General features: G+C 72.0%; 14 protein-coding genes and 1 pseudogene. 6 read left to right on the forward strand and 9 right to left on the reverse strand.

Annotated elements, in window-relative coordinates; translation table 11 throughout:
* Positions 1 to 391: 391 nt before the first annotated feature.
* Positions 392 to 1,288, reverse strand: a complete 897-nt coding sequence (locus PUR56_RS26370; RefSeq protein WP_329950732.1) for an ROK family protein — start codon at positions 1,286 to 1,288, stop codon at positions 392 to 394.
* 947 nt (positions 1,289 to 2,235) lie between these two features.
* Here PUR56_RS26370 and PUR56_RS26375 point away from each other — a divergent pair.
* The 3 genes from PUR56_RS26375 (at position 2,236) to PUR56_RS26385 (ending at position 8,084) form a co-directional block, all read left to right on the forward strand.
* A complete protein-coding gene (locus tag PUR56_RS26375; protein WP_329950733.1) occupies positions 2,236 to 4,494 on the forward strand; it encodes an alkaline phosphatase D family protein in 2,259 nt (752 codons plus the stop codon).
* A gap of 216 nt (positions 4,495 to 4,710) precedes the next feature.
* A complete protein-coding gene (gene tatA / locus PUR56_RS26380) occupies positions 4,711 to 5,031 on the forward strand; it encodes a Sec-independent protein translocase subunit TatA (protein WP_329950734.1) in 321 nt (106 codons plus the stop codon).
* 194 nt (positions 5,032 to 5,225) lie between these two features.
* Complete coding sequence (locus PUR56_RS26385; RefSeq protein ID WP_329950735.1) at positions 5,226 to 8,084, forward strand: ATP-binding protein; 2,859 nt, start codon at positions 5,226 to 5,228, stop codon at positions 8,082 to 8,084.
* A 124-nt stretch (positions 8,085 to 8,208) separates the two neighbouring features.
* Here PUR56_RS26385 and PUR56_RS26390 read toward each other — a convergent pair whose 3' ends face one another.
* From PUR56_RS26390 to PUR56_RS26405, 4 genes are all read right to left on the reverse strand, one after another.
* Entirely contained in the window at positions 8,209 to 9,687 is a 1,479-nt protein-coding gene (locus PUR56_RS26390; RefSeq protein WP_329950736.1) for a short-chain fatty acid transporter, read from the reverse strand.
* Between the two features lie 295 nt (positions 9,688 to 9,982).
* The gene (locus tag PUR56_RS26395; protein ID WP_329950737.1) at positions 9,983 to 11,284 is read right to left on the reverse strand and encodes a glycosyltransferase 87 family protein; all 1,302 of its coding nucleotides are present in this window, start codon (positions 11,282 to 11,284) and stop codon (positions 9,983 to 9,985) included.
* A gap of 816 nt (positions 11,285 to 12,100) precedes the next feature.
* Entirely contained in the window at positions 12,101 to 13,006 is a 906-nt protein-coding gene (locus tag PUR56_RS26400; protein WP_329950738.1) for a M56 family metallopeptidase, read from the reverse strand.
* Complete coding sequence (locus tag PUR56_RS26405; protein WP_329879955.1) at positions 13,003 to 13,371, reverse strand: BlaI/MecI/CopY family transcriptional regulator; 369 nt, start codon at positions 13,369 to 13,371, stop codon at positions 13,003 to 13,005. The genes PUR56_RS26400 and PUR56_RS26405 overlap by 4 nt, the downstream gene beginning before the upstream one ends.
* A gap of 283 nt (positions 13,372 to 13,654) precedes the next feature.
* Here PUR56_RS26405 and PUR56_RS26410 point away from each other — a divergent pair, with 283 nt between their 5' ends.
* Positions 13,655 to 14,656: an NlpC/P60 family protein gene (locus PUR56_RS26410; protein WP_443034572.1), complete on the forward strand. Its 1,002-nt coding sequence runs from the start codon at positions 13,655 to 13,657 to the stop codon at positions 14,654 to 14,656.
* A 191-nt stretch (positions 14,657 to 14,847) separates the two neighbouring features.
* On the opposite strand, the gene PUR56_RS26415 is transcribed toward PUR56_RS26410, so the two are convergent.
* Positions 14,848 to 17,745 (reverse strand): glycosyl hydrolase family 95 catalytic domain-containing protein, encoded by a 2,898-nt coding sequence (locus PUR56_RS26415; protein ID WP_329879957.1) that lies wholly within the window; start codon positions 17,743 to 17,745, stop codon positions 14,848 to 14,850.
* Positions 17,746 to 18,436: 691 nt separating this feature from the next.
* Complete coding sequence (locus PUR56_RS26420; protein ID WP_329879958.1) at positions 18,437 to 20,563, reverse strand: family 20 glycosylhydrolase; 2,127 nt, start codon at positions 20,561 to 20,563, stop codon at positions 18,437 to 18,439.
* 493 nt (positions 20,564 to 21,056) lie between these two features.
* Here PUR56_RS26420 and PUR56_RS26425 point away from each other — a divergent pair.
* A pseudogene (locus PUR56_RS26425) lies at positions 21,057 to 21,269 on the forward strand (2Fe-2S iron-sulfur cluster-binding protein); the annotation flags it as partial.
* A 50-nt stretch (positions 21,270 to 21,319) separates the two neighbouring features.
* On the opposite strand, the gene PUR56_RS26430 reads toward PUR56_RS26425, so the two are convergent.
* Complete coding sequence (locus tag PUR56_RS26430; protein WP_329879959.1) at positions 21,320 to 22,408, reverse strand: DUF4765 family protein; 1,089 nt, start codon at positions 22,406 to 22,408, stop codon at positions 21,320 to 21,322.
* 793 nt (positions 22,409 to 23,201) lie between these two features.
* Here PUR56_RS26430 and PUR56_RS26435 point away from each other — a divergent pair.
* Positions 23,202 to 25,397: an ATP-binding protein gene (locus PUR56_RS26435; protein ID WP_329950740.1), complete on the forward strand. Its 2,196-nt coding sequence runs from the start codon at positions 23,202 to 23,204 to the stop codon at positions 25,395 to 25,397.
* 481 nt (positions 25,398 to 25,878) lie between these two features.
* Here the strand turns inward: PUR56_RS26435 and PUR56_RS26440 are convergent, their stop codons facing one another.
* A complete protein-coding gene (locus tag PUR56_RS26440; protein ID WP_329879961.1) occupies positions 25,879 to 26,310 on the reverse strand; it encodes a hypothetical protein in 432 nt (143 codons plus the stop codon).
* Between the last annotated feature and the right edge of the window lie 251 nt (positions 26,311 to 26,561).

Below are 26,561 nucleotides of genomic sequence, written 5' to 3' on the forward strand. Positions count from 1 at the left end.
CTTGCTCAGCCAGGGCATCCGACCGGCCGCCATCGCCTCGATGTGGTAGTCCGGCTCGCTGCCGTCGATGCAGATGACGACGACCGGGTTTGCGGGCCTGGCGTACGTCCTGCCGTTGACGGTGAAATTCCCGGTGGTCACGGGGGGCTCCTTAGCATGTCGTTTACGTGGCTCGTATCTGTTGGTAACGCAAGGGTGGTGGCGTGGCCGGGCCGGGAGGAACCCCCGATCCGGTTATCCGGGCCATAAGCGCGGACCGCTGCTTTACGGCAGCTTGAGACGGGCTTTGAGAACTCTTTGGCAACGATCCGGTGAAGGCGCGGATCAGCCCGGTGCCCGGTGCGCGGTGCGCGGTGCGCGGTGTGTGGACGGGGCGGGGAGGGGAGCGCGGTCAGCGGCTCCCGGCCAGCTCCTGGGCCAACATGGCGGCCCCCAGACAGGCCGCCCTGCCACCCACCCGTCCCACGACCACCTCCGGGCGCGGCCCGCGCCGGTGGTTCCTCCGGAGGCTGGAGCCGATCTCCTGCCGCAGGGCCGTGTCCGCCGCCGGCAGCGGTCCGCCGACGACCACCCGCTCGACCTCGGCGGAGAGGATCAGCTCGGCGAGCGCCCTGCTGTCCGCACTCCGCAGCGTCACGGTCCGGTCGTCCAACGCATCCCCGCCCGGGACGAAGGCCGCCGACCCCGCGGGCCGTCCTCCGCGCAGCACCGCGGCCAGGACCGGATCACCCGATGCCACGAACACGAACGCGTCGCACCCGCGGCCGGCTCCGAGCCTCCCCTCGGCGACGGCGCCGGCGTGCCCCGCGTGCCCGAGGGCGACAGGCACGTCGAGGTGCTCCTCCAGCCAGCAGCGCAACGGCGTGCCCGCCCAGCCCAGTCGGGGCACCGTGGCGGCGCCCGTGATCCGGTCGACGGATCCGCCGACCACGAGGCCGGCCGCCACCACCGGCATTCCCCGGCGGCCGGCCAGCGCGGCGAGGTCGCTCGCGCAGCCGAGCAGGGTGTCGAGCACGGCGTCCGGGCCCCGGTGGGGCCTGGTGTACCAGCGCTCGGACTCCCGCACCCGGCCGTCGCCGGTCATCACGGTCCCGGTGATGTAGCGCGCGCCGACGTCCAGGGCGACGACACTCGTCCCGGCAGCGGGACGCCCTCGCGGAGCCTCCTGTCCCGGTGCACGGGGAAGGGCGCCGCGCTGTTCGGCGGGTGTGCCCCGCACCGTGGTGGTGGCGCGGTCACGGTCCGGTGCGGGGCGGACGTGTTCGGGGTGTGAACGGGTGACGGTCATGGCGGCCCTGCCTCCGGGTGGTCCTGGGGGTGGTGTGCAGTGCCGCCGCCGCGCGGGCGGAGCGCACCCGCGTCCCGTCCCGACGAGAGCGGTGGCCCGGGTCCGGGGCGACGGCATCGCGCTACGCCCCCGTCCCGGGAGCGCGGGATCCGATGGTTGGCGCGGGGGAGTACGGTGGCAAGGCCCGAAATGCTGATGGGGTGGATAACGGAATCGTATGGGCCGCGATCCGTGCCCGTAGCGGCGTGGTAAGTCCGGATTGTGTCCCGCGGATTTCCGATCCGTAACGCCCTGTCCGGATCGACCGGGACGATACCTGACACCCGGTCAGGAGATTCGACGTGAGAGGTCTCGGGACGATCGCGCGGCTCCGGATCCGCCGGAGGTCGCCGGTCGGTCCGGGCGGGCCGCCGGCCCCAATTCCCCCGGACGCGGAGGCACTTCACCCCGTCCGTTCGGTCCCGGGGTGATGGCGCCGGTCGGTGACCGGTGGATACGCGCCCACCCGGCGCCTCGTCGCGGACTCGAGGGGAGCGCCCCGGCCGTCGGGAGGAATCGCCCCGGGCCGGGCCGGGGGCCGAAGCCGCGACCCGGCCCTCCCGCCCGTCCCCGGGATCTTGAAGAGAATCCCCGTCCCCGATTCCGCGCACGGATATCCGGCGCGCGAGTATTGACAGTGCGGTTTCGCTGGCGCTGTAGTTCGACTCAGTCGCCCCGACCGGTTTCGCCGGTTCTTGCCTGAACGGCACCGGCCACCCGAGCGGCTGCAGACCTTCGTCCGGCCGACCTGTGACGCCCCCACCCCGGCGCCGACGGCCGCCCCACGCGCCACGCACCGACGACCCCACCGATCGGGTCCCCCGTACCCACCCCACCCCCGCTGGACCGCGCCCTTGCCGGGCCGTGGTTCGACGGCACCGGTGGACACATCCCGTCAGGAGAAGACCATGGACGACTCTTCCCACACCCCCTCCGAGATCAGCCGCCGGAGGGTCGTACAGCTGCTGGGCGCCGGCGCGGTGATGGCCACCGCCGGCGCCACCATGACCGGTACCACCGCGGCGGCGCACTCCGGCGCCTGGTCGGGGCTGGTGGCGGCGGTTCTGGACGAAACCGATGCGGAGACCAACGCCCGCGGGCTGAGGACGCTGCTGGAGAACGCCGGTTTCGCCGTGATCACCCTGAACCCGAACCAGGGAGTGCGCTACCAGGCCGCGCCGTCCCCGCAGCCCCCGGCGGTCGCGGCGGCCGCGGCGACCGCGAACGGTGTGCAGGAGGTGGCCCTGGTCGCCTTCGGCAGCTTCGCCGGCACCCTGTCCTCGTACTCCACCTTCGAGACGGGTCAGCGCGCGTCGCTGCAGGACTTCGTCAAGGCCGGCGGAGTGGTCCTCGACCTCGCCCAGCCCGACCGGCCCGGTTCCGGCGTTCCCTACCTGCCGGTCTTCGATTACCAGTACGACGCGGTCCCGATGCACGCGGTGCGCACCGACTACGACTCCAACACGATCTACCCGGTGGACACCAACCACCCGCTGGTGAAGCCTCTGGCGGTGTCCACGGCAGCGGCCACCAGTGGCCAGGTGCTCACCGGCCGGCGGACCCGGCGCAGCGACGGGGGATACGAGAAGAAGCTCTGGACCAGTTGGGAGTCGCTGGGGGCCTGGGCCGAGATGCGCGTGCTCCTGTCCTGTGTGCCGGGGACGACGGGCTTCCCGGCGGCCCTGGTGGAGGGCAGACACGAGAAGGGCAGATATCTGGTCTCCAGCCTCACCATCGACAAGTGCTACGCGGCGGACGGCACCACGCCGGTCGAGTCCGCCGCCGCCATCGAGGACAGCCACACGTTCTTCAACGCCCTGACGGGATACGTGCAGAAGGTGCGGGCTTCGAGCGCGCCCGGCGTGTCCACCACCCCGTCGCCCAAGGCGGGTCCGCTCGTCGGCGACGTGGACGAGACCACGGCCCGGATCTGGGCACGGCCGGGTGTGAACCGGACGGCCTACCCGACCTGGAAGTGCCAGGTGAGCGGCGGGGCCGTGAACCAACCCGCCGACCGGACCGTCACGGCCGCCAACGACGAGACCGTTCTGTTCGACGTGACGGGTCTGACGCCGGACACGGACTACACCTTCACCATCACCTGTACGACCCCCGACGCCCCTTCCGTCCCGCTGACCGGGAAGTTCAGGACCGCGCCGGTGGCGACCGCGGCCACCAAGGTCACCCTGGGCGTGGGCTCCTGCGCACACAGCATCTCGAACCCCGTGTGGGCGCGGATCATCGAGAACGGCTGCGAGGGCTTCGTCATGCTCGGCGACACCCCGTACGCCGACCGGGGGCTCAGCTTCAAGGGCGGCACTCCCCCCACGGACACCGAGGTCCTGACCAAGGCGCGCAGGACCCACCGGGAGTTCCTGGCCGCGCCCGGAATCGACAACCTGGTCAGGTCGATGCCGGTCTGGGGGACGTGGGACGACCACGACTACGGCGCCAACGGCTCCGACGGCACCTTCGTGAAGAAGGACCTGTTCCGCCAGGTGTTCGTCGACTACCGCGCCAACGCCTCCTTCGGTCACGCCACCAACGGGACCCAGGCGGTGACCGGCCGGGGTCCCGGTGAGGGCATCTACACGTCCTTCCGGCGCGGCCCGGTCGAGGTGTTCCTCATCGACCCGCGGTGGTTCTCCAACTCGGGTTCGAACCCGCGGGTCTGCATGGGGAGCGTCCAGAAGGACTGGCTGTTCGGGAAGCTGAAGGCGAGCACCGCCAAGTTCAAGGTCCTCGCTTCGGGAATGACCTGGTACGACAAGGCCGGCCCCGAGAGCGACGACTGGTTCACCTACCAGGCCGAGCGGGCCGAGTTGTTCAAGCACATCAGGGACAACAACATCAAGGGCTGCGTCCTGCTCAGCGGGGACATCCACGTCTCCCGCACCCTGAAGAACCACGGGGACCCGAACGTCGGCTATGACCTGTGGGAGTTCGTCGTCAGCCCGCTGCACGACAAGACGGCCGCCGACGTGCACCACGTGGGCACCCCTCCTGTCGGTCTCGTGGACAAGGTCGCCGAACCCCGTACCTTCCTCAAGCTGGAGGCCGACACCAGCACCGCCACGCAGGCGAAGCTGACCGCCACCTGGATCAACGCAGCCGGTAAGGCCGTCATCGGCCCCCTCGTGCTCACCGCGGCCCAACTCGGTTACTGAGAGCCGTACCTGAGCTGACGGCCGACACCACCGTGACGCCGGCCGCGCTCACCGCCAAGTGGATCAACCGGAACGGTGCGGTGCTGCACACGCAGACGCACACCATCACCGAGCTCACCCGCGCCTGACACCCCGGTCGGCGCGGGATCGCGGGGCGACCGCGGTCCCGCGCCGACCACCCGGCCCCTCCGGATCGACAGTCAAGGAGAGACGCCCATGCTCCGCAACGGCCTGGAACCCTGGCACCTCATCGTCGTGCTCGCCGTGATCGTGCTGCTCTTCGGCTCGAAGAAGCTCCCCGAGGCCGCGCGCGGGCTCGGCAAGTCCCTGCGCATCCTGAAGGCCGAGACCAGGGCCCTGCACGAGGACACCCCGCCCGACCCCGCACCGGACACCCCCGCAGACATTTCCCAGACCGCCCCCACGGCCCACACCGCCCCGGAAACCACCGCCCCGGCCATCCCCCCGCCCAGCACCGACGCACCTGCCGGCGGCCGCACCACACCCAGCACCTCCCACTCGCACACCCCCTCCTGACCGGACCCCTACCCGGGCGCGGCCCCTCGGCCGGGCCCGGCCTCGACGCCCGGCCGCCGGTACACCCGCGGACCGGGCGTCCCCCGTGCGGCCGTGCCCCCCGCTCCGCCGACCTGCGCCGGGATGGCTACCGTGGACGCAGAGACCGAGATCCTTCCCGCCCGGGAAGGCCGTGGGCAGGACGGGAGCCGGTTGTGGACGACCTCGGTGACGGCAGGGCCCTCCTCGGCGTGCACGGCGTCGCGTTCGCGGGCCGGGACGGCGAGCTGCGGGCGCTGCTCTCCGCGGTGTCCGGGCTGCGTCCGGCGGTGGTGCTGGTGGAGGGCGAGGCGGGGATCGGCAAGTCGCGGCTGGTCGCGGAGGCGTCGGCGGTGCTGCGCGCGCAGGGTCTGCGGGTGCTGGTCGGCGGGTGTCATCCGTTGCGGGAGCCGCTGGCGTACGGCCCGGTGATCGACGCGCTGCGCCGGGTCGGGCCGTGGTTGCCGCCGGTGGGGCGGCTGGGTGCCTCGGCGGGCGTGCTGGCGCCGCTGCTGCCGGACCTCGCCGGTGCGCTGCCCGAGCCGCCGCCCGCGCTGCCGCCGGAGGTCTCGGTGTCCGGAGCCGGACGGTTCTGGGTGGTCTCGGCTGTGCGGACGGTGCTGGAGGCGGTGGCGCCGGCGGTCCTCGTGGTGGAGGACGTGCACTGGGCGGACGAGGCGACCCGGGAGCTGCTGCTGTTGCTGGCCCGGGACATGCCGGGCGACGTCGCGCTGGTGCTCACCTACCGGGGGGAGGAGCTGCCGGGCGGGCGGCCGGTGCTGGGGGTGCCGTTCAGGCGTCCGCCGGGCACGGGCGGGGCGGAGGTCCGGCTCGGTCCGCTGGGTGAGGCGGAGCTGAGGACGATGGCGCGGGAGGTGCTGGGCGGCGATCCGGCACCGGCCCTGGTGCGGACCCTGCTGGAACGCAGCGGTGGTCTGCCGCTGGTGATCGAGGAGGACCTGATCACCCTCGCACGGTCACCGGACGGGGCGGACACGGCGGTCCTGCGGGTGCCCCGCAGCCTCGGCGAGGTGCTGGCGGACCGGACCGGACGGCTGGGCCCCGACGCGGCGGCCCTGGTCGACGCCGCGGCCGTGCTGTCCGTCCCGGCAGGGACCGGGCTGCTCGCCGAAGCCGCCGGGCTGGACGAGGAGCGGGGCGACGCTGCACTCGTGGAGGCGCTCGACGCCGCGGTGCTGCGGCAGGTCGGTCCGGACACCTACGGATTCGCGCACGTCCTGGCCCAGGAGGCGGTCTACGCCGCCCTCCCGGGGCCGGTGCGCAACCGGACCCATCGGCGGGTCCTGGAGACGCTGCTGGCCCAGGACCCGCCGCCGCTGGTGCAGATCGCCCACCACACCCGTGCGCTGGGGGACCGGAAGGCCTGGCTGCCCCGCGCCCGGGCCGCCGCCGACCAGGCCACCGCGGTCGGTGACACGGGTACCGCCGCCACGCTGCTGAACGAGATCATCGACCAGCCCGACCTCACCCCGCGGGAGCTCGCCCATGCTGCCTGGGCGCTCTCCTACACGGCCTCGGTCGGCACCGAGGCCGCCACCACGGTCAGGATCCTGCGCAGGATCCTGACCGTGGCCGGTCTGCCCGAGGAGGTGCGCGGCCGGATCAGGACGAGCCTCGGCGGGCTGCTGATCTACCAGGTCGGAGACCTGGCGGGCGAGCAGGAGATCGTGACCGCCCTGGCGGAGGTGGGCGACAGCACCCCGGTCACCTCGGCCCGGATCCTGAGCTACCTGGGCCTGTCGCAGACCGACCGTTTCACGCTCGCCGAGCAGCGGGCCCTCGTCCGGCGCGGCTACGACCTGCTGGCCGGAGCCGAGACCCGCAACGCCCGGCCGATCATGGACGTCGCCGGAATCTTCCTGCGGGGCGTGGTGGCGGACCCGGCCCTCCCGGAGGTCCTGGCGGCGCTGCCCCGCGACGGCGAGGTGCCCGTGCTCCAGGCCACGGCCTTCAGCGTCTGCAGCATCGCCGAGACCTGGCTCTGCGTCGGGCACGACACGCGGTCCGCAGGCGCCGTCGAGGAGTTGCGGGCCATGGCACCGCGCACCCACCTGCCCATGCTGGACCCCTACCTGGACACCTTCCGGGTGGTGCTCGACTGGCACTCCGGGCACTGGGACGAGGCCGAGCGCGGACTGGCGGCCCTCCACGAGCGTCACCCGGACAACCCCCTGCGGTCCGGCGGGTTGCTGGCGGCGGTGCGGGGTCTCACCGCCGCCGCCCGGGGTCTGACCGGGCAGGCGGCCGCGGTGTTCGACGCCGCGCTCACCCGGGGACTGCACCTGGACCTGTTCGGCGCCGCCGCCGGGCGGGCCAGGCTCCACCTCGCCCGCAGCGACCCGCAGGCCGCCTGGCGGTCCCTGACCGACCCGCTCGACTTCCTGACGTTCCTCGACCGCAAGGAGGCTTGGGGCTACGCCTGGGACCTCGTCCCCACCGCCGTCGAAACCCTCCTCGCCCTCGACCGCGCCGACGAGGCCCGCGACCTGACCGAACGCCACGCCACCGCCGCCGCAGGCCGCGACGCGCCCGGCGCCGACGCCGAACAGCACCACTGCCGCGGCCTGTTGCTGGCCGCCACCGACCCGGACGCCGCGACGGCGGCCTTCGATCTCGCGGCGGCGCGGTGGAGCGACATCGGCCGCCCCTACCGGGCCGCCCTCGCCGCCGAACGCGCCGCCCGCACCCGCACCGACCCCGGTGAGACGGAGACCCGCCTCGCCGGCCCGATCGCCGCCTTCGAGCGCCTCGGCGCCACCTCCGACGCGGCCCGCTGCCACCGAGGGCTCCGCGAACTCGGACGGCAGACCCCCAACCCGCGCGGCCGGGCCGGCTACGGCGACCGGCTCTCCCCCCGCGAGGAACAGATCCGCGACCTGCTCGCCTCCGGCGCCACCAACAAGGACATCGCCGCCGCCCTGTTCCTCTCCACCCGCACCGTCGAGAACCACGTCGCCCGCGTCCTCGCCAAGCTCCGCACCACCCGCGCCGACCTCACCGACGGGCAGGTCTGAGCCGACCGGTCTGCCGACGGCCCCCCGTACGGATCCCGCGCGCTCCTTGAGCGGAACACGGGGCCGTCGTGAGGGTCGTCGGCAGACCGGTCGGTCACCGGTACGCCCGTGCCTCGGCAGGAGCTCAGGGGAAGGGGAGCGTGCGGGCGAAGACGGTGACCAGCACCAGCACGGCGGGGAAGAGGGCGAGGAACATGGCGAACGTGTACCCCATGATGTCGCGCGCCTTCAGCCCCAGGACGGCGAGCGTGGGCAGCATCCAGAACGGTTGCAGCAGGTTGGCACTGGCCTCGCCGAGGTCGTACACGACGACCATCCAGCCCTGGTTGACCTGGAGTTGGTTGGCCGCCTCCAGGACGTAGGGGGCCTCGATCACCCACTTGCTGCCACCGCTGGGCACGAACACCCCGAGGACGCAGCTGTAGACCGCGATCATGGCCGGGTAGAAGAACTCGTTCGACACCGACACCAGCCAGCCGGCGATGGTCTTGTGCAGGCCGGTGTAGGCGATCATCCCGAAGATGCCGCCGTACAGCGGGAACTGGAGCAGGATGCCGGAGACCGCGGGCGTGCCGTCCTTGACGGCGCGGGCGAGGTTCGCCGGCCGCCAGTGCAGGACGAGCGCCAGCAGGATGAGGATCAGGTTGATGGTGTTCAGGTCGAGCGCGTTGAGCGGGCTGCCACCGGAGTTCGCGAAGCGCCGGACGAGGTACCAGGCCCCGAGCGCGAACAGCAGGACCGTGAAGACCGGGCTGTACTCGATCCACTCGCCCGGCCTGGTCCGCCGGCTGTCGTGGCGCTGCCGGTCGAGACCGGGGCCCAGGTCGATGCCGAGCTGCTCCGCGGTCTTCGCGCGTTCCGGTGAGGGGGCCAGGAACCAGGCCATGCCCACACCGATGACGAAGATGACCGCCGTGGCCACGACGCCCTGCCACAGGAAGATGGTCTCGGTGAGGGGGATCAGCCCGCTGCCCCGGCCCTCGGCGATGACCTTCTGCACGGCCGCCGGGCTCGACGTGGCGCTGGCCACCTGCAACGCGGCCGACCCGGACAGTCCCTGGGCCCACACCGTGCCGAGGCCCAGGAAGGCCATCGCGCCGAGTGCGCGGTAGTCCACGCCGGGGACCCGGCGGGCGACCTCCTTGGCGAGGATCGCGGTGAAGATCAGGCTGAACGCCCAGTTCGCGTAGGAGGTGAGCATGGCGACGGCGGCGGTGAACGCGACGGCGCCGCGCGGGGTCCGGGGCAGCGCCGCCATCCGCGCGATCAGGCGCCCGACCGGCGGGGAGGCCGCCACCGCGTAGCCGGCGATCACGATCATGGCCATCTGCAGGGTGAAGGTGATGAGGGACCAGAATCCCTGCCCCCAGGCGTCGACCAGGCCGTACCCGCTCGTCGCCCCGGGTTTGTCCGGCACACCGAGGAGGTCCTCCCCGGACACCAGTCCGAGGGCGAAGATCAGGAACGTCCCCACCAGGACGAAGCCCAGTGCGTCGGGCAGCCATTTCTCGGTGAAGGCCGTGAAGCGGAGTGCAAGCCGGGCGAGCCAGTTCTCGCCGGTTCCCGTCGTCGGACCGGGAGGCTTGGGCGCGGTCGTCGTCATCGGATCCTCGCTATCACTCCCCGGATAGGTGGCACCTGTGCCGGGCCGGTGCGGGGAGTGCGGCCGATCCTGCGTCGCCGCGGCTTCCGGGGTCAATGGTGACGAGGGTCACACCCGACCCGGGCCAGGTGTGGACGTCGGCCGCGACCGCGCCTCGATGCCCAGAACGTCTCCTACGGCACGGTGTACGCGCGCCTGGAACGGTTGCGGCGGGCTGCCGGAGGTCCAGTACGCGGGGTACCTCACAGGGGCTTCGACATCGTGCTCCTGGTGCTGAGTGACGCCCCGCCGGCCGCTACCGCCTCAACCCGGCCTGCCGTGGCTCCGGGATGCGCGGGGCAGCCGGTCGGGGGCCTCCCGGCTCGACGGATCGGACGGTGTCCGGCGCCGGAGCTCCGCGCAACTCCCCGGCGGTGGCCCGGAGTACGGCGAGCAGAGCGAGCAGCATCAGCATGCCGTGGGCCGGCATCGACAGGTACGGTGCCACGGCGGGGGCGATGAACGTGAGGTAGCTGCCGAGGGACGACGCCTGCACCAGGAGCGGTAGGTACCAGAGCCGACGGGGGCGGTGGAAGGCGACGATCACACTGAGCACGTCGGCGACGTAGAAGTAGCGCTCGTGCATGGACGGCAGCAGGAACGGCACCGCGATCGCGGAGGTGGTGGCCAGCAGGAGGACCGTGGTGTGGGTGAGCCGCGGTCGTCCGTCCCGCTCCACCGCTCCGCCGGACCGCCGGACGGACCGCACGGCCAGCCCGACCAGGACCAGCACCGTCGCACCCGCGATCAGGACGCCGATGCTCCGTACGGCGCCCTCCGCGGTCTGCGGCACGGAGACGAACTGGTAGACGGACGGCGCGTTGAGCGTGAGTTGCGTGTACGCGCCCGTCTGCCGGGTGTACACCGTCAGCAGTTTCCACGGGTCGGCGCCGAGCAGGAGGGCGGGGATGTCGAGCGCCAGGCAGACCGCCGGAACGGCCAGCAGGCTCGGCCAGGGGATCCGCTTCACCAGGACGAGTATCAGCAGCAGGGGGAAGAGGAAGACCGCCTGGAGTTTGAACGCCAGCGCGATCCCGAAGAACGCGCCCGCCCGCCAGGGCCGGTCCCGGAGCAGGTGGTACAGGCCGCCGACCAGGAAGGTCGTGAAGATCGCGTCGGCCTGGCCCCACCAACCGCTGTTGATGACGACGGTGGGGAGGAGGAGAACGACCACCGCCGCTCCGAGGGCGGGCCGGAGCCGCCGGGGCCGGCGCAGGGCGACGATGCGGAACGTGTACGACGCCAGCGCCAGGTCGAACAGGATCGAGGCCCACTTGATGCTCGCCAGCGCCGGCACCGGCAGATAGGTCAGCGCGGCCATGACGTAGAGGTACGGGGCGTTGTAGTCGGAGAACTCCATGTCGCTGAGGGCGGCGAACCCGCCGTTCTCCGCGATGTACCGGTACCAGGGGCCGAGGAAGTAGAAGTAGTCCGACGACTCGCCGTCCAGGAGGAGGATCCTGAACAGGAGTGCGGCCCCCACCGCCGGTATCGCGGCGAGTGCCAGGACCGTCGGGTCGGTCGCGCGACGGCGTGGGTCGGTGGTCGAGTCGGACATCGGACTCCGTTCGGGTCGGCGCGGTGCCTTGTGCGGCGTGTGCGGGCAGGGAGAGGGGGGCACGTCGCGAGTCCGGACGCTGTCCCACCCGGACCGCGGGGTGAGGGCGGAGTGGACCGGGGCCAGGTCCGTATGCCCCGGCCCGTCGCGTCCGTCGTCCCGCCCCGCCCGGTCACGAGGTCGGTCGGTGGACGGGTCTCACGCCCTTCTGCGGGTCCTGCGGGCGGCGTTCCTCCGAGGTGTGGCCCTGACCGGGCTCCCGGCGGCCCTCGGCCGGCCGCGGGAGTGCCTGCCTGTCGCTCGTGAGGGTGTCGTCATCGACGACGAGCCCCGCCCCCCTGTGGCCCGCCCGCCCGTACCGGGCGGCGAATATGACGACACGCCGGTGGTGCTCCCCGGGGGGTAGGAGCACCACCGGGTGCTACTAAGTAGCTTAGCGGATAACGGGGGATTCCTTCGGCGCCGAGGGCGACGGGACGGCTGCGCAGGCGGTCGCCGGGGTCGGCGGCCCGGATGTCGGCCGGTTGCTCGGTGGCGAGCCGCCCGGGGCCTGCCCTGGGGGGGCGTGTCGTTGCCGCCGAGGGCGGTGGGGGCGGCGGCTGGGGACAGGGCGGCCAAGGAGGGGCCGGCGGTCCGGGTGAGGGGCCTCGCGCGCGATCCTCCGTCGTCGGTCGCGGGCGCTCGCGATGCTCCGGGAGCCTCGCTCGACCCGGGGCCGGGCGCGGAAGTCCTCTGAACGGAGGAGCGCGGTCATCGCGTGGTGTGCCCGGCACCCTCACGCCGTTGTGAGGTGCGGCACGCCCGGGAGCGCGTGGCTCAGCCGGCGATGGAACAGCAGGCGAACAGGAACGGCATCATCGGCGCGGCGAGCGCGAGGGCCGCGACGGACGTCCAGGCGAGCGGGTGCGGGGGCTTGCCCGGGTGCAGGAGGCGCGTCACCCGGGCGACGACCGCCGAGCCGTTCGCGCCGAAGCCGAAGCCGGGTACCTGGCCGGCGGCGACCTCGCACATGGCGCCGGCCAGGGTGCGCGGCGGGTGGGCGAGGACCGCGCGGTCGTCGGCCACCATCTCCAGCAGGGTGGCGATCTCGGCGCGGGCACCGATCGCGAGCGGCAGGCCGGGAAAGGCGCGGGTGAACGCGCCGGTGGCCCCGGTGACCAGGTGGTGGCGGCCGCTCAGGTGGGCCCGTTCGTGGGCGAGTACGGCCTGGAGCTGGGGCGGGGTGAGCGCCTTGAGGGCGCCGCTGGTGAGGACGATCCGGCGGGATCGCCCCGGCAGGCAGTAGATCGCGGGCGTGCCGTGGTCCAGCACGGTGGCGGCGAGGCCGGGATCGCGCCGAGCCACCAGATCGAGCATCGCGCCGTGCCGGCGGCGGTGACGCCTTGCGTGCAGCACGACGGTGGCGAACCAGCCGACCGGCCACAGGGCGACGACCAGTGGGGCGGCCATCTGCGCGGAGTGGACCGCGATCCCCCGGCCGGCCGCCCCGGCGATGCCGCAGGCGTGGAGAAGCCGGAGCACTCCCCGGTGCAGGTGTACCTCCGGCACGACGAGGTGATGCACCACGAGGGCCAGGGAGGCGATGAAGGACACCATCAGGCCGAGCCAGAGGGCGACGGCCAGCCCGGGTGCGCGGTACGGCCATCGGGCCCGTCGGAGCAGTCGGGGGACGCCCAGCCCGACGAGCAGGGTGTAGGCGGCGAGGAGCGCGGTCGAGATCACGGCTGGTCCGGCACCGGTTTCGCGTCGAGCAGGCCGCGGATCACCTCAAGCTCGTCGGAGGAGATCTCCTCGATGAAGTGGGCCAGCGCCGCCGGGCGGTCCCGGCTGGAGCCGAGCGCCTCCTGCATCAGCGCGGCGGTGTACTCCTCGCGGCCGAGGGCCGGCCGGTAGAGCCAGGCCCGGCCCTGCTTCTCGCGGGTGAGGATGCCCTTCCCGTGCAGGATGTCGGCGACGGTCATCACCGTGGTGTAGGCGACGGGGCGCTGCCGGTTGATGTCGTCGACGACCTCCCGCACCGTGGCGGGTCGGTTCCACGTCCACAGGCGGTCCATGATCTCCGCCTCCAGGTCACCCAACCGACGCACAGCCTGCCCACTTCCCCGAGGATCCCGTTGGTAGCCCCCCATGCTAGACCGCGAAGTCCCTGCGGTGGGATGCCGGGAGACGCGGCGGTCGTCCGGCGGTACTGCCGAGGTCCGGGGGGTTGCGGAACCTACCCACCAATCTACTAAGTTTATTCGCACTTGTTGTGGGCCGTGCCCGCGGCGGGTTCTGCGCCCGCACTCGCGCGGGCGCATCACACACGTCGGAGGAGCGCGCCGAACGATGGGATCGCACCGCAAGCCGAACCCGCCGAGTCGGGCTCGGATGGCCGTCCTGACGACTGCGATGGCCGGCACCGCGGCCCTGGCTTCCACCGTCAGTGCCCACGCCGAGCCGGCGCCCTCACTCGACGCGGTCAAGGCCCGGGTCGACGCGCTGAACGAGGAGGCCGAGGCGTCGATCGAGAATTACAACGGCTTCAAGGAGAAGCAGCAACAGCTCCGGACCGGGGCCGACCGGATACAGGAGCGGGTCGCCGACGGGCAGACCAGGTTGAACGAGCTCAGGACCGAACTCGGTGTACTGGCCGGCGAGCAGTACCGCAACGGTGGGGTCGACCCCGCGGTCCAGCTCATGTTCAGTTCCAGCCCCGACTCCTACCTCACCCAGGCCTCGATGCAGGGCCAGGTGGCCACCTCGCAGACCGAACTGCTGAAGCAACTCCAGGGCGAGCAGCGTCGTCTTGACCAGGACCGCACGGAAGCCGCCGCCTCCCTCGCCCAGCTGGAGGTTACCGACGCCGCGCTGGCCGCGGAGAAGAAGGGGATCCAGAACAAACTCGCGCAGGCCCAGGCGCTGCTCAACAAGCTCAGCGCGGCGGACCGGGCCAAGGTCAACGCCCAGGAGGCCGCCGCCCGCGCCTCCCGGGTCAGTGGTCGCAGTGAGCCGGCGCCCGCCTATCAGGGCCCGGTCACGGGTCGTGCCGCGGAAGCGCTCAAGTTCGCCTACGCCCAGCTCGGCAAGCCCTACGTGTGGGGTGCCACGGGTCCTTCGGGCTTCGACTGCTCCGGCCTGACCGGCGCGGCGTGGAAGGCGGCAGGGGTCTCCCTCCCGCGGGTCTCCCAGGCGCAGTGGAACGCCGGCCGGCGCATCGCCCGGGCCGACCTCCAGCCCGGCGACCTGGTCTACTTCTACGCCGATCTGCACCACGTGGGCATCTACATCGGCGACGGCAAGATGATCCACGCACCCCGCACCGGCAAGAACGTCGAGATCCTCCCGATCGACAGCATGGACGGCCCGGTCATGGGCGGCACGCGCCACTGAACCCGTCGCGTCGTAGGGTCCGATTCGATCTGCCGCTAACCCGAGCAGGTCGTCATCGACCTGAGGCCACGGGCGGTGGCGCCCGGAGGACCCTCGGCGTCGTCGGGGCTGCCCCGGCGGCCGACGACGGGCGGCACGGGGCCGTGACGGCGGCGACGCCTGGTCACCGCCGTTTCACGCACCCGGGGCCGTCACACGCCCTCGGGCTTCCATTCCTGGCTTGCGCCGCCACCGGCGGGCGACTGGACGATCGCGGCGCCGTTGGTGGTGGACCCGCTCCGCACGTCCGCGCAGAGCCCGCTCCTGACGTTGACCAGGCGGTAGTAGCCGCCGGTGCCCGCCGGAACGAGCCGCCACCACTGGTTGCCGCTGTTGGTGTCCGACCACTGGTCGAGGGCCTTGCCGACGGTGCCGGAGGCGCCCGGGTCATCCAGAACCTTGCCGCTCCTGACGCTGGACAGGCGGAAGGAGCCGTCGTGGTCCGGCAGCAGCCTCCACCTCTGGTTGGTACTGCCGGACCAGGTGTACTGGATGACCGGGGCGCCGTCGGTGGTGGCGCCTCCGAAGACGTCCATGACCAGGCCGCTGTTGCGGTTCACCAGCTTGAACTCGCCGGTGAGCAGCCCGACGGTGAGCGTGGTGCCGGTGCCGGCGGTCAGCGACACGACCCGGGCGTGGTTGCCGAGCGGCGAGGCGGCGACCCTCGCGCCGGTGCTGACGGAGGTGATGCCGCGCCGGCAGATGAACGTGATGTCCTGGTCGACGGCGGAGGTGAGATGGACGGTGGCCGTGCGGGCGGCGGTGTCCCACGACAGCGACCGGACGGTGATGCGGTTGCGGCCGCGGACACCCCTGATGCTGCCCTTCGCCAGCTGGTCGGGCAGAGCGGGGAGGATCTCCAGGACACCGGGGCGCGAGTAGACCAGCGCTTCACCGAGGATGCCGGGGAGGGCGTTGGCGGCGTCGCAGTTGTAGGTTTCGAGGCCGGGGTTGTGGGAGGTCATCAGCGACCGGAAGACCATGTTCCTGCCGTAGATCTTCAGCAGGTTGGCGTAGACCCCGGGGCCGTCCTTGAGGCGGGCGCGGGCCAGCGCGCGGTGCAGGCTGCCGTGGGCCGAGTAGTTCTCGTCTCCGCGCTTGTCCAGGGCGGTGCGGGCGTACGTGACCAGGTCGGGCCGGTCCTCGGGATTGATCTCGTGCAGCGGCCAGGCGCCGTGCAGGTGCGAGATGTGCCGGTGGTTGTAGCGGTCGGTCAGCCCCGGCCAGGACCACTCGGCGAGCGCCCCGTCACCGTTGACGGTGTAGTCGGGCAGCTTGGCCAGCAGAGCGGTCCAACGGGCTACGCCCTTGCCTGCGCCCTGTTCGAGACCGAGGGTGTTGGCCGCGTCGATGGCGGCCCGCAGGGCGTGTCTGCCGGCCATGATGTCGGCGGTGGCGTTGACGGCGAAGTACCTGCCCGTGCTGGTCGGGCTGTTCTCCATGGAGAAGGAGGGCACGAAGACGGCCTTGCCGTTCGAGTCCGTGCGGGTGAGGAAGTCCTCGTAGAACAGTGCCAGCTCCATCAGCGCGGGGCCCAGCTTGTCCCGCAGGAAGGCGGCGTCGCCGGTGACCTCGTAGTGCTCCAGCAGCGGGTAGAGCAGCCAGTCGGCGCCGCCGGTCCACACCTGGCCGGGGAAGCCGACGTCGTCGAAGTGCAGCATGCGCCCGTGCTCGCCGTCGGTGCGGGACGGGGCGAGGAATCCGCGGGCGCCGTAGAGGTTGGTGGCGTTCCTGCGCCAGTCGGCGAGCTGGCCCAGGACGAGGTCGAAGTAGCCCTGCATGGCGTCGCCCAGGTCGAGGATGTTGCCCCCGGCCACCTGGAGGTTGATGTTGGCGTCGGTGGTGATGTCGTCGGCCCAGGCACCGCTCCAGGTACCGCTCCAGATTCCGGTCAGGCGCGGCGGGAGGACGCCGCTGGAGCTGATGAACAGGTAGCGGCCGGAGTCGTACATCCGCTCCATCAGCGCGACGTCGACGACCGAGGTGTTGGTGTTCTGCCGGGCGATCAGGTCGCTGGTGGTCAGCCGGCGGTCGGCGGCCGAGACGTTCAGGTCGAGGGCGGAGCGGTCGTACATGACCTGGTGCCTCGGCGCGTGGCGGCCCAGCAGGGTGGCGTAGTCGGCCGTCAGCCCCGCCAGGGCCGTCTGCAGGGGCCGGGAGTTCCAGCCGGTGGACGTCTCGTACCGGCCGAGTTTGGTCAGCAGCAGCACCTTGGTGGCCCTCGCGACCACCAGGGTCTGCCCGTCGGCGGTGACCGAGGCGTTGCTGCCGGAGACGACGACCCGGGTGACACCCTCGTAACCGTAGGCGCCGCCGGACGGGTAGGTGCCGCGCAGGTTGAGATGGCCCTCGCCGTTCGTGACCGTGGCGGTGGTGGCGAAGGAGACACTGGCCGGCACGTCCTCAAGGGCGGTACTGACGCTGAGGGTGGTGTCGACGGTACGGCCGGTGGCCGGCAGCAGCTCGTGGACGATGACCCGGTCGGCGCGGGAGACGAAGACGCGGCGCTTCCAGGGGCCGTAGCCGTCGGCCCAAGTGTGGGTGACCTCGCCGGTCCGGAAGTCGGTGATGCGGGCGAAGTCGTTGACCGTCGTCATGCCCGGCGTGTTCAGCCGTAGCTCGTAACCGGGGTGGAAGGTCTGCGTCCAACGCAGCCTCCAGCCGTTCGCGAAGGTCGACGAGGCTCCCGCGTAGTCGCCGGCGAGCGCCTTGTCCCGGGCCGCCTCCAGCCGGCCGGAGATCACCGGCGGCATGACGTCCCGGGTGCCGTTGGGCAGCACCAGCCGGTGGTGGTTGAGGACCATCTTCTCCAGGGCGGGTGCCCCGTAGTAGACGGCCCCGTACTCGCCGTTGCCGCTCAGGAAGCCGTCGGTCCAGGCCGACGCTGCGGTGCCGTCCCAGATGCCGCGATCGGGCAGGGTGACCTGGGGCGGCACGGCCGCGGCGGCCCGGGGGGTGAGGAGGGAGGAGGGCACGGCCGTGGCGCCGGCCACCAGAGCGGCGGCGGTGAGGAAGTGACGACGGTTGAGGGGAAGGTCGGGCAGGGACATGGGTCGACTCCGATGTCGAACGATGGGGGCGAGGCCACCGGGCCGGTGTGGGTGGGGCAGCCCGGTGGCGCGCCGGAGGCGGCGAGACCTGCCACCCCCGCATCAAGGGGCGGCCGCGCGGCCGGGGCTACGCCCGGACCGTGTAGGCCTGTTGCTGCGCGGGGTCGACGACGTCGGGGCTGCCGAACGCACGACCCCACGCAGTTGATCCCGCGTCCCGCCATGACAGGGGGACATGGGATGAATTAACGAGGATGACATTCGGCCTTGTCTAGAGCCCGGACCGAAGAATCTTGAACTTGGTAGCTTCTACATGGGCTTTCAAGGGAAGTGCGGCTTCCGAGGTGGCGCGAAGACGTGCCGTGCTTCTCGGTGATGGCGCGCATTGATTGGGTGTCTGGTTCCGAGGAAGATCCGGATCAAGGGCATTGCACTGACGAAGCCGACCTCTCGCGGAGGGGCATCGCCCGGTTCGATCGATGTCGGGTGAGAGCCCGTGTGCTGTCCGGGGCCACGGGACGTCCCGCGAACGCAGAAGGCCCCCTCAGGAAGGCCGTCCTCGGCCTTCCTGAGGGGGAGTCGCGGGTGGGGGCTCTCCGTCCCGCTCTGTTGCCGGACCGTCCCCGGCAGGGTTCCGAGGTGCGGGCCGCCCGCACCTCGGCAGGTGGTGCGGACGCTCGCCGCTACCGGGTCACTCGACGGTCCACTTCTGGAGGGCGGTGCCCGAGGCGGCCCGCTGGGTGATCAGGGCGCCGTCGGCGGTCGAGGCCGCGGTGAGCAGGAACTTGGTCTTGGCCGAGGTGATGGTGTGGCCGCCGTTCACCGGGGTGACGATCCAGCGCTGGTTGGGGTTGCCGGTGCAGGTCCACTGGATGATCTTTGCGCCGGCGCTGGTGAATCCGCGGTTCACATCGGCGCAGAGCCCGGAGGCCTGGTTGACGAGCGCGTAGGTCCCGTCGTTGTAGCGAGTGAAGGACCACTTCTGGTCGGAGCCGCCGTCCGTGGTCGCGGTGGTGAGCTGGGTACCGGAAGCCGTGGCGGAAGTCAGGGCCTTGCCGCCGGTGGTGAGGGTGTGGACACCCTCCAGGCCGCTGCCGGCCGTGTTGGCCCAGGGGACGCCCGGGGCCGGGTAGAACCCGATGCCGGCGGCGGTCCAGCGCGGGCCGTGCAGGCCCAGGCGCTGGCGGAAGCTGTTCCAGTCCCGGGCGGACTGGGGGCTCCAGCCGACCTCGGCGATGGCGGGCAGTCGGGGGAAGCTCATGAAGTCGGCGTAGTCCCGGGGCGCGGGCCAGCGGGTGCCGGCGTTGGGCAGCGCATTGCTGCCCTCGTAGGCGCGGTCGGCCCAGAGTGCGGCCGCGACGCCGGCGACCTTGTGCGCCGGGACGATGGAGCCGGTGCCGTCGAGCTTGCCGGTGACGGTCTCCGGGTCCCACTCGTAGGAGCGCTGCACCGGCACGTATCCGGACCAGCTCAGGCCGTACGGGGTGGAGGCGTCGTACTTCATGTCGAGGTAGGCGTGGTCGGACGGCGACATGATGAACTTGACGTCCTGGGCGGCTCCGGCCCGGAGGTGGCGGATGCCCAGCGCCTCCTTCGCCGTGCCGATGGTCTCCCGGTCGCTGTCCTCGCCCCAGTACTGGAGGAGGCTGCCGGCGGGGAGGGGGGACTGGCCGAGCTGGTGCCAGCCCATCACGGTCTTCTTCTGCGCGGTGGTCGCGTCGGTGACCGTCTTGACGTAGGAGTCGTACTGCTCCGAGGTGGTGGCCGCGGGGACCTCGTCACCACCGAGGTGGACGTAGGGGCCGGGGGTCAGCTCGGCCACGGCCTTGATGACGGTCTGCAGGAAGTTCTTCGTCGCGTCCTTCTGCTTCTGCTCGCCCAGACAGAAGAGGCTGATCTTGACGTCGAAGCCGGAGTAGGGCTGCGCGTACTTGTCGTCACAGCGCAGTTCGGGCACCGAGGTCTGGGCGGCCCAGGTGTGGCCGGGCCCGTCGATCTCGGGCACGACGGTCATGAAGCGGGAGGCGGCGTAGGAGACGATCTCCTTGTAGTCCGCCGCCGTGTAGTACCAGTCGGTGCCGCCGGTGAAGCCGCTCTGCGTGCTGGCGCCGACCTTGGTGAGGTTCGGCAGGGCGTCGATGGCGATGCGCCAGCCCTGGTCGTCGGTCAGGTGCAGCTGCAACTTGTTGATCTTGTAGGCCGCGGCCTCGTCGATGTAGCGCTTGACCTGGTCGACGGGGAAGAAGCGGCGGGCGACGTCCAGCATCACGCCGCGGTACTCGTAACGGGGCGAGTCGGAGATCTCCGTGGGTGCGACGGTCCACGCCCGGGACTGCTTGGTGCGGGACTCGACCGCGGCGGGGAGCAGCTGGCGAAGGGTCTGCACGCCCCGGAACAGGCCCTGTGCGCCGTATGCCGTGACGACGATGCCGTTCTTCCTGGCCGAGACGGTGTACCCCTCGGCGCCCAGCTCCCTGGGGCCGTTGGGGTCCAGGACGACGGCCTTGTCGGGCGCCTTGGTCGCCTTCACCACCTGGAGGTCGAAGCCCGTCGCGGGAGCGAGGAGCTTCGACAGGTAGGTACCGACCCCCACTGCCGCCGAGTCCTTGGAGAGGACGGCGATCCGGGTCTTGGCGGTGAGGGTGAACTCGCCTCCGGACAGGGCCTGTTGTGAGACGGGTTGCGGCACCACGGCCGCGACGGGGGTGGAGGCCGGCGTGTCGGCGGCGGCGGGGGAGAGCGTCGCCGTGAGCGGGAGGGTGACGGCGGCTGTGGCGAGTACGACGAGGCTTCGGCCTCGCCGGCAGGACCAGCGCATGGCTGACTCCTTCTGTGGGGGAAGGTCAGGAAGCCGCCCGATGAACGGGCGACCGGGAGGCGCGAACCGCGCCGGCGGCGAGGGGATGCGCGGGGCTCGCGCGTCGGGCACCGGACCGCTGGGGGTTCGTTCCGGCCGGCGACCTCGCCCCGCTCCCCGCCGAGAACCTGCCGCGCTGCAGGTTGCTCGTGCCGCATGAGAGCAGAAAATGTGCTTGTAGTTGCTGCAAGCGCGAGTGTTTAAAGCACTTTCGACCATGAAGCTTTCAGTTGGCAGGGTGGGGCGTCAAGTCCTACCCGACCGTAGGTTTCGCCGGGTCCCGGTTCCTCGCCCGTCTGTGCCCCGGATCCCGCGCGGGGTACGGCAACTGACGACCGGTAGGCCGGGCTGTCGGTGCTCCGGACCGTCCGCCCCGATCACGACTTGGTAACGCGCCGGGCTCCGGCGGTCGTTCCGCACTCCTTATTAGGGAAGCGGGATGCGGGAAGCGTTCATGTGCACAGTCGCTGAGGTTTCGTCACGTGGTGGAGGTGGTCCGGTGCGAGCTCTGCCGTATGCCGTGGACTTGCGACGGTTCGGCGCACCGAGCCGGTCCGGCGCCGCCGACGGCGCGGACCGGACGCTGCTCCACGCGCCGGAGGAGGCGGGGACGGTGGTCCCGTCCACCTGCCGTCAGGGCATCTGCGGATCGTGCGAGACCGCGGTCCTCACCGAGTGGCGCCCCGCGGTGCACGGGCACCGCGGGGCGGAGCGGGATCAGGAGGCGTTGGGGCCGCCGGAGCCACCGGCGCCGCCCGTGCGGTCCACGATCACCCGGACCTTCGCCGGGGCGGTCCGGGCGGCCACCCAGCCGGACTCCGAACTACTGCCCTTGGCAAGGTACTTGGCCGATATCTCGATCACCACCAGGGCGTTCTTGTGGCTGAAGCCTTCGGCGACACCGGGGTCCGTGGTGAACTCGGGGAGCACCCCGCCCTTCCCGACCTGCTGGGCGGCGGTCGCGGCGGACGGCCTGGCCGTGGCGGCCGAGGCGGGGTCCCCTGACGCGGATCCCTGCTTGGCCATGCTCTCGGCCGCCTTCAGGCCGGTGCCCCGCCACAGGATCACGGTCCGGTCCGCCCCCGAGGCCACGGCTTTCGCGACCTCGGACTGAGAGGTGGGCTTGGGGATCCGGCCGCGGTAGGCCTCGTCGAAGTCGTCACTGTCCGAGTCGTAGTTCGGGTCGTCCTCGGCCAGCTTCGTCCGGCCGGTCCTGATCCGGGTCACGCCGTCGGCGGGCTTCTGGGAGTTCAGGTCGAGGGTCTGGAAGTCGAGTTCCATCCCGGACTCCGGCACCTTCGTGGGCTGGCCGGACGCGGTGTCGCCCTCGGTCACGATCCCGTAGCCCGGGCCGCGGTCGGCCTCCACGAACTTCTCTTCCGGGCGGCCGGCCTCCGGCTTGGCCGCTCCGGTGCCGGTGGTCGGCTTCTGCGCCCCGTCCGGCTTTGTCGGGCGCTGGGGACTCTCGTCGCGGGTGCCGCCGGACCGTGACGGGCCGCCGCGCTCACCCCCAGCCTCGTCGCCGCCCCGGGCTCCGGCCTCACCGACCCCGACACCCTCGACGCCACCGAACTCTGGAGTGATCGTGAGGCCGCCGAGCACGCCGAGGGCGATCTCGATGCCTTCGTGGACCTTGTCGCCGGTCGTGCGCGGCTTCTGCTCCTGGGGTTCGTCGTGGAACTGGCCCGGGTGCGAGCACGCCGGGCAGTACGCGAAGGCCGGCTGGCCGGCGGCGAGCCCGGCGCCCAGCGTCAGGGACAGGACGGTTGCGAGCTTGACGGCTGTGCGGGCGGTTCTGCGAGTCACGCGGACATCTCCAGGAATTCGGGCCGGCGCAGGGTGCGCCTCGGCCGGGCGGTGATCGGCATGACCCGGTGTCGGTCGTCAGTGAAAGGCGTATCGACCCGTCGCCACCCGTTGAATCGTCAATGTGACGCCACAAGAGAGGTGTTAAGGGGTCGTGACGAAATTCTCGCGAGTCCGACCGGCGGTCCGTCAGCCGATCCGGGGCTCATTGTGGCCCGATGGGCGACGGGCCCGCACACGTACGTTTACCTGTCTCATTACCTGTTTTCCGCTGCCCTCCTTCTGGAGCGATTGCCCGTGAAGCGGTTTTCCGGACACGCATGGTGACGGTCCGTCACGATTGATCGGCGGTCGCTGGTCCGACTTGACGATCGCGTCGCCGTGGAGATCTCATATGGCATACGGTCCGGACGGGAAATTCGTGGGCTGGTCGGGCGATTCTCCGGGAGAAATCCCTGCGCATTTCGACCGGGCGCATCATCGAGTTTCGCATACCCGGCTCAGGCGTTCCGGCGGAGCCGGGCCGGGTCTTCCCCCGCTCGTCCTCGGAAGCCGAACCACGCGATCCGCGGACGGTCCCGGCCTTCGCTTTCCGCAGGAGCGCGGGCCCGGCACGTGCCGGGCCCGCGTCGGCGGAACGGGTCGGACGCAGCACCCCGAACCAGAGAACAGAGGCAGGACGGCAGTGCGTACGGGACACGGGAACCTCCCCGCGGATACGACCAGCTTCATCGGACGGCGGCGGGAGCTCGCACTCGCCCGGCACCTGGTCGGCAGGAGCAGACTGCTGACCATGACCGGCCCCGCCGGTATCGGCAAGTCCCGCCTCGCCGTGCACCTCGCCCACACACTCCGGCGCTCGTTCTCGGCCGGCACCTGGCTGATCGACCTGGCGGCCTTCGAGACGGAGGACGGCGTCGTCACCGCCGCCCTGGCCGTGTTCGGACTGTGTGTCGCTCCCGGCCAACGGCCGATCGGGGCGTTGACGGCATACCTGCGGGACCGCCGGACGCTGGTCGTGCTCGACAACTGCGAGCACCTCCTGCACACCGCAGCGGTCCTCGCCGGCGCACTCCTGGAGGCCGCCCCCCACCTGCGGGTGATCGCCACCAGTCGGCAGGCGCTCGGGGTGGACGGCGAGCAACTGCTCGTGGTCCCGCCGCTTCCCGCACCCGGACCGGGCCTCCGTCCCACCGGACCGGTGGCGCGCAACGACGCGCTGCGGTTGTTCACCGACCGCGCCGTCTCCGTCCTCGGCGCCTTCGACCCGTCGCCCGCCGAAGCCCGGGCCGCCGCCGAGATCTGCCACCGCCTGGAAGGCGTTCCCCTGGCGATCGAACTGGCCGCCGCCCGCCTGCGGGTCCTCGCCTGCGACCAGATCCTCGACCGCCTCGACGACAGCTTCGGCCTGCTCACGGGCGGGAGCCGGTCCGCGCCGCCGCGCCTGCGGAGCCTGCGGGCGGCCGTCGACCGGAGCTACGACCTCTGCGGCGAGGAGGAACGGCGGCTCTGGGCACGGGCGTCGGTCTTCACCGCCGGTTTCGACCTCGCCGCGGTCGAGGCGGTCTGCACGGACGAGTCCCTGCCGCGCCCGGCCGTGCTCGACGTGGTGGCGGGCCTGGTCGACAAGTCCGTGCTCGTCCGCGAGGAACAGGAGCAGCAGGTCTACTACCGGATGCCGGGCATCGCGCGGCAGTACGGACGGCTCCGGCTGCCCGAGCACGGAGGACAGCGGGACGTGGTGCGGCGGCACCGGGAGCACTACCACGCCCTCGTCCGGCGTGCGGAGGCGGAACGGTTCACCGCGAAGCAGCCCGAGTGGCTGGCCCGGCTGCGACGTGAGCAGCCCAACATCCGTGACGCGCTGCGGTCCTGCCTGGACGAGCCGGGGGAGGCGCGCAGAGGGATGGAGATCATCACCGCGGTCCGCAGTCACGGGGTGGGCATCGGCGACCTGGAGGAGGACCGCGGCTGGCTCGCGCAGCTGCTCGCAGTGGACACCGAGCCGAGCCCGGTCAGGGCGAAGGCCCTCTGGACGGACGGCTGGCTGGCGCTCTTCACCGGCGATGCGGCCGGCGGCGAGGTCCGGGCCGACGAGTGCGGCGAGCTGGCCCGGGCCATGGACGACCCCGGCTCCATCGCGGCGGCGGGCCGACTGGCCGGGCTCGGCGCGCTGTTCCGGGGCGATCCGGTGCGGGCCGTCGAGCTCCTGGAGGACGCGCTCGTCCGCTCCGAGGCCCTCGGTGATCCCGGGGAGTACTGGACCGCCCTCCATCTCCTCGCCGTCGCCTCCTGCCTCGCCGGCGACCGGCGCGCGGCCGCTCTCGCCCAGGAGTGCCTGGACCGGTGTGACACCGACGACCTCCGGTGGGCCCGTCCCCACGCCCTGTGGGCCCTGGCCCTGCGGCACTGGTCGGCCCGGGACGCCGAGCAGGCCGTCGCCGTGCTGCGCGAGAGCCTCCGCGCCGCCCTGCCCGGGCACGACCGGCTGCTGGTGGCCCGGTGCCTGGAGACGATGGCCTGGGCGAGGGCGCGGCAGGGCCAGAGCCAGGAGGCGGCCGAACACCTGGGTGCGGCCCGCAGCCTGTGGCGGTGGACCGGTACCGCCATCTCCGGCATGGGGCAGTTGGCCGTCCACCACCTGGCGTGCGAGCGCGAGCTGCGGACGGCGCTGGGCGATGCCGCGTTCGAGGCGCATGTCCGAAGGGGTGAGACCTCGACGGTCCAGCAGTCCCTCGCCCTGGCCCTGTTGGACGACCGTGTCCTCGCCGAGCCCGTGCAGAAGGCCGTCCGCCCGCTCCTCACCGCCCGGGAGCAGCAGGTCGCGGATCTGCTCCGGGAGGGGCTGTCGGACAAGCAGATCGCCGCTCGGCTCGTGATCTCGCCGCGGACCGCACAGGGGCACGTGCAGCGGATTCTGCTCAAGCTGGGCCTCACCCGCCGTGCCCAGGTGGCCGCCTGGGTCCACGACCAGGCTCCGCACCCCTGACGACCACCGGGCGCCCGTCGCGGTCCGGGACTCGTTGTCACCACTCGTGGTGAGTCGTGCACCCCGTCCTGCTGTCGCCGACGGACGACCTCTGCCGGAGCGCGTCGTCCGATCCGCGGACGAACACGTCCACGCGTCCGTTCTCCGGCGAGATCGCCGCGGGTGCCCCGACGATCCTGTCGCGGGGCGGGTGCGCCGAGATCGGTGCAGGCGGACCAGAACACGCCGTTGAAGGACTTCTCGGCCAGGTGGTCGTCCGTGGCCCGGAGGACGAAGTCGTCGAGACTGCCGGGTGCCTGGCTGACCGCCGTCGGCCTGCCGGTCAGGCAGCCGCTGAGGGACTCCCCGTCGGACCAGGTCGGCGAGGACACCGATCGTTTGCAGGGGCGATCGATTCGCCCTCCTCGCCCCGGCGGACCCCGGCCGCCGCTGTACGCGCGCCGGCCGGGGTCCTTCCTCCCCGGCGTCGCTCAGGGCTCGGTCACGCGGGAGGCCTTCGCTGGCCCGGCACTCGCCCGGGACGCGCGCCGGCCGTCGCCGGGTGCTCCCGCGGGACGGGGGCCGGCTGCTTCGGGAGGGTCAGGACCCGGGTGCAGCCGGCCGCGGTGAGGACACGGAGCGACAGGCGGATGCGACCCTCGTCGGCGGAGAAGACCCAGGGGCCCGGTATCAGTAGGAGCCGGTGCGTGCCGTCGATCACCGCGCGTACGAGCGTCTCGAACTGGGGCCGGGACCGGTGGCCCCAGGAGGACGGGTGGACGTCGTCGAGGTAGAACACCGGAGTGGGCAGGCCGAGCCGGGCGGCGAAGTGCGTCAGCGCTTCGCGGTCACCGGTCGCTGCCCTCGGATTCTGTGGGGGGCTGCACAGGTAGGCGGCCGGCCGCAGGGTGGGGGAGGTGTCGGATACGCGCATGTACGGGCTCCGCGGGATTCGAGGAGGCGCCCGGCCCGGCGAGGGCCCGGCCGTGCGGGCGGATGGCTGATCGGGGTCTCGGCGGCGCTACACACCGGCGTTTCCGCTGTCATCGGCCTTGTCGTGCAGAATACCCGACAGAGTCGGACATTCAAGAGAAAGCGGACTTCCCTGGCGGCCATTGAGTATTCGGCTCTCTGGTGAGGAAATGGGGAGTAGTGGTCCGCCGGCGAATACGGAGTGGTGGGTGG

Source organism: Streptomyces sp. BE303 (genome assembly GCF_036290945.1).
In the GTDB taxonomy this organism is placed as follows: Bacteria; Actinomycetota; Actinomycetes; order Streptomycetales; family Streptomycetaceae; genus Kitasatospora.